9 protein-coding genes are annotated in these 6000 nt (G+C 35.4%); 4 read left to right on the top strand and 5 right to left on the bottom strand.

Annotated elements, in window-relative coordinates:
* Positions 1-7 precede the first annotated feature (7 nt).
* A complete protein-coding gene (locus tag G3O09_RS17270; RefSeq protein WP_163102711.1) occupies positions 8-430 on the bottom strand; it encodes a hypothetical protein in 423 nt (140 codons plus the stop codon).
* On the opposite strand from G3O09_RS17270, the gene G3O09_RS17275 reads away from it, so the two are divergent.
* Positions 421-654, top strand: a complete 234-nt coding sequence (locus G3O09_RS17275) for a hypothetical protein (protein ID WP_163102712.1) — start codon at positions 421-423, stop codon at positions 652-654. The two genes, G3O09_RS17270 and G3O09_RS17275, sit on opposite strands and share 10 nt — an antisense overlap.
* Before the next feature lie 303 nt (positions 655-957).
* Here the strand turns inward: G3O09_RS17275 and G3O09_RS17280 are convergent, their stop codons facing one another.
* The 4 genes from G3O09_RS17280 to G3O09_RS17295 form a co-directional block, all read right to left on the bottom strand.
* Positions 958-1734, bottom strand: a complete 777-nt coding sequence (locus tag G3O09_RS17280; protein WP_163102713.1) for an ABC-2 transporter permease — start codon at positions 1732-1734, stop codon at positions 958-960.
* Positions 1731-2639, bottom strand: a complete 909-nt coding sequence (locus G3O09_RS17285; protein WP_163102714.1) for an ABC transporter ATP-binding protein — start codon at positions 2637-2639, stop codon at positions 1731-1733. Before G3O09_RS17285 ends, G3O09_RS17280 begins: the two co-directional genes overlap by 4 nt.
* Before the next feature lies 1 nt (position 2640).
* Complete coding sequence (locus G3O09_RS17290) at positions 2641-2850, bottom strand: PLD nuclease N-terminal domain-containing protein (RefSeq protein WP_163102715.1); 210 nt, start codon at positions 2848-2850, stop codon at positions 2641-2643.
* Positions 2851-3001: 151 nt separating this feature from the next.
* Positions 3002-3151 carry a DUF2639 domain-containing protein gene (locus G3O09_RS17295; RefSeq protein ID WP_163102716.1) on the bottom strand — a complete coding sequence of 50 codons (150 nt, stop codon included), beginning with the start codon at positions 3149-3151 and terminating at the stop codon, positions 3002-3004.
* A gap of 178 nt (positions 3152-3329) precedes the next feature.
* On the opposite strand from G3O09_RS17295, the gene G3O09_RS17300 reads away from it, so the two are divergent.
* From G3O09_RS17300 to G3O09_RS17310, 3 genes are all read left to right on the top strand, one after another.
* Positions 3330-4694, top strand: a complete 1365-nt coding sequence (locus tag G3O09_RS17300) for an MATE family efflux transporter (protein ID WP_163102717.1) — start codon at positions 3330-3332, stop codon at positions 4692-4694.
* Between the two features lie 111 nt (positions 4695-4805).
* Complete coding sequence (locus G3O09_RS17305) at positions 4806-5255, top strand: Hsp20/alpha crystallin family protein (protein ID WP_163102718.1); 450 nt, start codon at positions 4806-4808, stop codon at positions 5253-5255.
* A 76-nt stretch (positions 5256-5331) separates the two neighbouring features.
* Positions 5332-5838, top strand: coding sequence for an Hsp20/alpha crystallin family protein (locus G3O09_RS17310; protein ID WP_163102719.1), 507 nt, complete (start codon positions 5332-5334; stop codon positions 5836-5838).
* Positions 5839-6000: the final 162 nt, after the last annotated feature.

Below are 6000 nucleotides of genomic sequence, written 5' to 3' on the forward strand. Positions count from 1 at the left end.
TTCTGAACTAATTATTCTGGTGATGGAATAATAACGAACAGTATGCTAAGCCGAAAATTCTTTCTTCTTTTTTAGCCAAAGAGGAAAATTGGATAATTGGGGAATTACAGTTGAACCGTTCGCTCCAATTTGAAGGTAACCATCCAATTGAAAGTTTTCCTATTTTAGCTCCATCGACTCTCTCTAACGTAAATTCCTGTGCCATAACCATGGTGTTTACTTTAACAGAAGGATTTTCAACCTTATTGTAAAAAATACCTGAAGTACTAGTCCAAAGAAATTTTTTATCACTATAATAAGTACCGATTAGCTTCTTACTTTCATTATAAATCTCCATTCTCTCGTTTTTAGCATATACTTTAAAGCTAGCAACGACCTTTTGGTTCTTATCTAGTAAAATATATTTCTTTGGTAGCCAAAATGATATCATGTTCGGGATTAACCACCAATACCATGCAAGAGAATGATCTCTTAACTCACCCAAAAATGAGCCAATCGGATGGTAAAATTGCATTCGCAATGTTGGAGCGGGAAGAAAAACTAAAACCAAGTCGTCTTGCACTAAAAGAGATAACAACTCATCTCTATCCGGCAGGTGAACAAGCGATGACCGATTTTTATTCATTCGATAGAAAGCAAAAGAGAAAATGGTAATGAAATAAAATGGGACCAAGGATAAAAGAACAATCTTGTCCACTCTGAAATATATTAATGTGCATAATCCGATTATCAACAATATGAGCGATATTTTAGCAACGGACAGATGAATATGTGAGGTTTTTATATAATGCTGTCGGATGTTCATCAAAATTCCCCTTCGATAATTCAATCTATCTTCCAAATATATGGGTCTCTCATTAATATATGCTAGAACATCCCTAAAGAAATAAAAAAGAAAAACCAATCCAGTAGCTCATACATCGGCCATCGATTGGTTACTTTCTTAATGAAAACTCTTTATTCTGCTATACTTCTTCTAAATAAAAAGACAGAAGCTAGGAAACATATAAACGTTAATAACAATGTAAGGGCGAGAGATCCAATTAGATACTCTGAAAACTGACCTGAAACCAAATATTCTCCAACATACGAAGATAATTGGCCTGGACTCCAAGCCATTCGTTTAGACAATAAACCCCCGATAAGATTAATAATCATAATGATGACAACAGAGATAAATCCAATCATCATAGATGAAGAAAGAAAGCTATTTAAGAAAAGGAGAATGCTTATAACAAATAAGATCCAAACTGAATAGATTAACACGCTGTTGATAAATTCTTCAAACGGGATTTTTCCAAACAATATCGAGGTATAATACCAGCTTGATAGAGAGCCTAAAATAATAGATGGAATGATTAAAATGATTGATGCAATCCATTTACTAGATATAAAGTTCACATATGAAACCGGTTTGACTAGTATCATCGAAATTACTCCGCTTTTTCTTTCATTTGAAACACTTCCCATATTCAACAAAACAATAACAAGGATCCCTAAGAGGTTATATTGATTCAATGACATAAAGAAAACTTCCGGGGCAGCTGGAGTTGGGATTGAGACTACCGCCCCCTCTGGCAGACCTCCAGCACTTTTTAAAATATCAGGTAAAAAGTACGTTGTAATTGGGTCGGTTAAGCCGATTAGAATAAAGGTAATTGGAACCCAAATAATTCGATAATTCCGTACCATTTCCAGCCATTCTTTTTGAACAAGAGTAAATAATTGCTTCATTGCTTAACCACCTTCATAAATAAATCTTCAAGGTCTAAGTTGGATACTTCCATTTTCACAACAGGAATTTCAGCTTCGAGGACCCAGCCTAAAATGGTTTTTCGCCCCGCTAATATCGCATCAGTCTCACAAATGACTTGCTTTCCTTGGACAATGATATCGTTAAAAATTCCGCTATCGTTCAACGGGCCAACAAACTGGGCTAATTCGATACTAGCCTCCACTTTAATTTTTCCAACTTGATTTTTCTCTTTTAATTCTTGGATTGAGCCTTGTTCCACTAAATTCCCATCATGTAAGAACAAAACATCCTCACAAATTTCCTCGGCATCATTTAAAATATGTGTACTAAATAAAATAGTCATTTCTTGTTTTAATTCCAATAAAAGATCAAGGACTTCTCTTCGGCCAAAAGGATCCAATGCAGATACTGGTTCATCTAACATGAGTAACTTCGGCTTATGGATAATGGCTTGTGCAATCCCAAGCCTTTGTTTCATTCCTCCTGAGTATTTGCCGATTTTCCTTTTCTTCGCGTCTTCTAATCCAACCCGCTTCATTAACACTTCAGCACGATAAGTCGCTTCCTTACCATTCATACCTGTTAACTCGGCAGCATAAATTAAAAATTCAAAACCTGTCATCCAATCATAAAAGACTGGGAATTGTGGTAGGTATCCAATATAGGCTCGAATATCACTACCGTGCTCCATACCCATCATTTCAATCTTTCCTGTTGATGGGTACAACAATCCTGCAAGCATTCGCAAGGTTGTAGTTTTCCCAGCACCATTAGGGCCAATCAACGCTATGCATTTTCCTTGGTCAAGGGTAAATGATAAGGTATTTACTCCTCTATTCCCTTTATAAGCTTTACTTAAATTACTGACATGAAGAAGAGCCATCTTATTGCCTCCTTCCAATGATCAAATAAAGGATTGGACCTATGATTCCTGTTACAAGAATTAGAACTGCCCATAACGCCTTAGGACCTTTAGTTTGATCGATCTTAATTAAATCCACCAATGCTATGATCATTAAAATTAATTGTAAGAGTAAAATTGGGGCAATAATTAAAAAGTTTATTGATTCAAAAGCTTGTTGTATTTCATTCATATTGTTTCTCCTCCTTTAGTTCTATACGTTAGACGCGCAACTCAAAAATTCGTTCAGAAAAATAATAAAAAATTTATTAAAAAAGTTTTCATCGAGTGCCTCTAACATGAAAAAGGCCAATCGAGAATCCGATTGGCCTTTAATGACTTATTTAATTACCTTTTCCAATTGTGTCAAAATATAATTTTCTAATTACAAAGGTACGATAGAGTTCCAGCTTTTTTCTCTCAACAGGATGTTTCGTTATACCTGCTTCTTTTAATTGTTGTAAATACCAACCCTTTGAATATTGATACGCCATATTTTTTCTCTCCCTTATATATGCTTGTCCATAACATTTGTATGAGAGAAAAATAGTTTTTATGATAATCATTTTACTTGTATTCTACTTAACTAAAAAACCATTTAAGTAATCCTACATCCATGTTTTATGTTATAATTCTTCGTACTCCGAAATACAGAGATTTGAGGTCAATCACATGAATATAACTTATAGTCCGAGAGAAAAAATCCTTCTTTTTATGAAAATCATGTTTCCTATCCTGGTTACACAGCTAAGTTTATTTTCCATGAATTTCTTTGATATAGTCATGTCTGGAAATTATGCCTCTGCTGATTTAGCAGGCGTTTCCATTGGGAGTTCGATTTGGATTCCTGTATATACCGGTTTAAGCGGCATATTACTGGCAATTACACCTATCGTTGCTCAGCTTATCGGCGGAAGTAAAAAGAAGGATGTACCATTTTCAGTCATCCAAGGTGTCTATTTATCCGTTCTTATGGCAGTTGTGATCTTAATTATAGGCTCATTTGTCCTAAATCCAATTCTGAATGGAATGAGCCTTGAACCTAGGGTCAGGATGATTGCACATGATTATTTAATTGCCCTTTCTTTCGGAATCATTCCTTTGTTCATTTATAATGTTTTACGTTCTTTCATTGACGCACTTGGTCAAACTCGTGTTTCAATGATTATTACATTATTAAGCCTTCCGATTAATATATTGTTTAATTATCTTCTGATTTATGGGAAATTTGGTTTGCCAGAACTTGGTGGAGTTGGTTCAGGATATGCTTCTGCAATCACCTATTGGTTAATCACTATAATTGCATTTTTTGTCATTAAGAAAAATCAACCTTTCGCTTCCTTTAATATCTTTTCAAAGCTTTATTCGATTTCGATTAAAGAGTGGAAGGCCATATTCAAAATTGGTGTCCCTATCGGTTTCTCCATTTTCTTTGAAACGAGTATTTTTTCAGCGGTCACACTATTGATGAGTGATTTCAATACCATTACTATAGCTTCTCATCAAGCTGCACTTAATTTTGCATCCTTTGTCTATATGGTTCCTTTAAGTATCTCTATGGCTTTGACGATTGTCGTTGGATTTGAGGTTGGAGGAAAACGGTTTAAGGATGCTCGAGCCTATAGCTTAATAGGGATTTGTTTCGCGGTTGGCATTTCCCTTTGTTTTGGTATCGTCCTTTTCTTCTTTCGGGAAGAGATTGCAGGCATCTATACAAACGAACCAGCCGTAGTAACCATGACTGCGAAATTTTTAATTTTCGCATTGTTTTTCCAGCTTTCAGATGCAATCATGGCTCCGATTCAAGGCGCATTAAGAGGTTATAAAGATGTTAATTTCACCTTTATTATGGCTTTTGTATCATTCTGGGTCATTGGCTTGCCAACAGGATATTCTTTTGCAACCTATTCGAATCTTGGGGCTTATGGATACTGGATTGGTTTGATTGTTGGTCTCGCAGTTGGCGCCATGAGCCTAAGTTTGAGGCTTTTATATGTACAAAGGCATAAATTTTCACAAAGTGAAGCTAAAAGCTAAGTCATATGACTTGGCTTTTTTGTTTAATATGTGAATGACTCTAACCATTCTGAATAATTGACTTTTCACACCTCATATAATGAATAAACAATTTATTTGGGGGCTACGATTATGACGAATGAAAATCAAAACGATAGCAATCATCAAGAATGGGAATCTCTTCAAAAGAAAGCTGAACAAGTGTTAGGTGATCATTTTTGGACCGATTTTCAAAAAATCATGCCAAAGAAATATCCAACCATTGATTTATACGAAACGCCAGAACACGGTTTTATCCATATCGAAATACCTGGAATCCATAATCCTCAAGACGTCAATATTCATTTTACTGGGCAAACCTTAAATATCGATGGGCAAGTTCCTTTTCCATATGGAGTACCACAGGAAAAGCTTCTACTATCTGAACGTCACATCGGACCTTTTAAGAGAAGTTTGGTCATTCCTTTTTCTTTTTATCCTAAACCGATTAATGCAACGTACGAAAACGGAATATTAACGATTGCCCTTAAGAAAAAGAACAATTCGCACACTGTTTCATTTACAATCGGACCTAAACCATAAACTAATTATGTCGAGTGGGCAATTAAATGCATATGATAACATATCCAAATCTTCTATAGGAAGGAGGTTTTTTTGGATGATTCCATGGAATTTGCTTTTCCCTTTTCAGAAGCAGATGAAAAACATGCCAAATAAAATGAACCCTCAAGACATGGAAGGGTACATGCAAGGTTTGTTCTCTAATGTTATTCCCCAAAATGTTCAAGAAATGATCAATCAATCAAGAAGCGGTCAATCTGAACAAGGCGGATTCAGTACAAATGGCTGGAATTTTTCTGGGCAAAATACAGTGGTGCAAAATGAATTGCATTCCGAAGTCTTCGAGACACACAGTGATGTGTTTGTCAGAATCCCTGTTTCTAAATCTGAATCACTCCAAGGTATAAAGATTTACCATACATCCAATAAAGCCATTATTGAAGGATTTCCTTCAAGTGATGATAAACACACTATTACACTACCTTGCATTGTGAAGAAAAAAGGGGCAATTGCCCAATTTAAAGACGGCACTCTAGAATTACGAATTCCGAAAAGCTCTGATCTACAATATTCTGAGGTCGATCTATCGTCACTTAATGAATGAATAAAAGGGCTAACTGGAAAAATCATATAACAAAAAGGACCTACTCCTATAGGAGAGGTCCTTTCAGACTGTAGACAAATCCCCCAAAAAGGGGATTTGCCTACGGTCTTTTTTTTATATAATGAAAGTAATACTATTCTTTTAGGTGATGAACATGTTAAC

This window comes from Peribacillus alkalitolerans, from assembly GCF_010882125.1.
Lineage (GTDB): Bacteria > Bacillota > Bacilli > Bacillales > DSM-1321 > Bacillus_BN > Bacillus_BN alkalitolerans.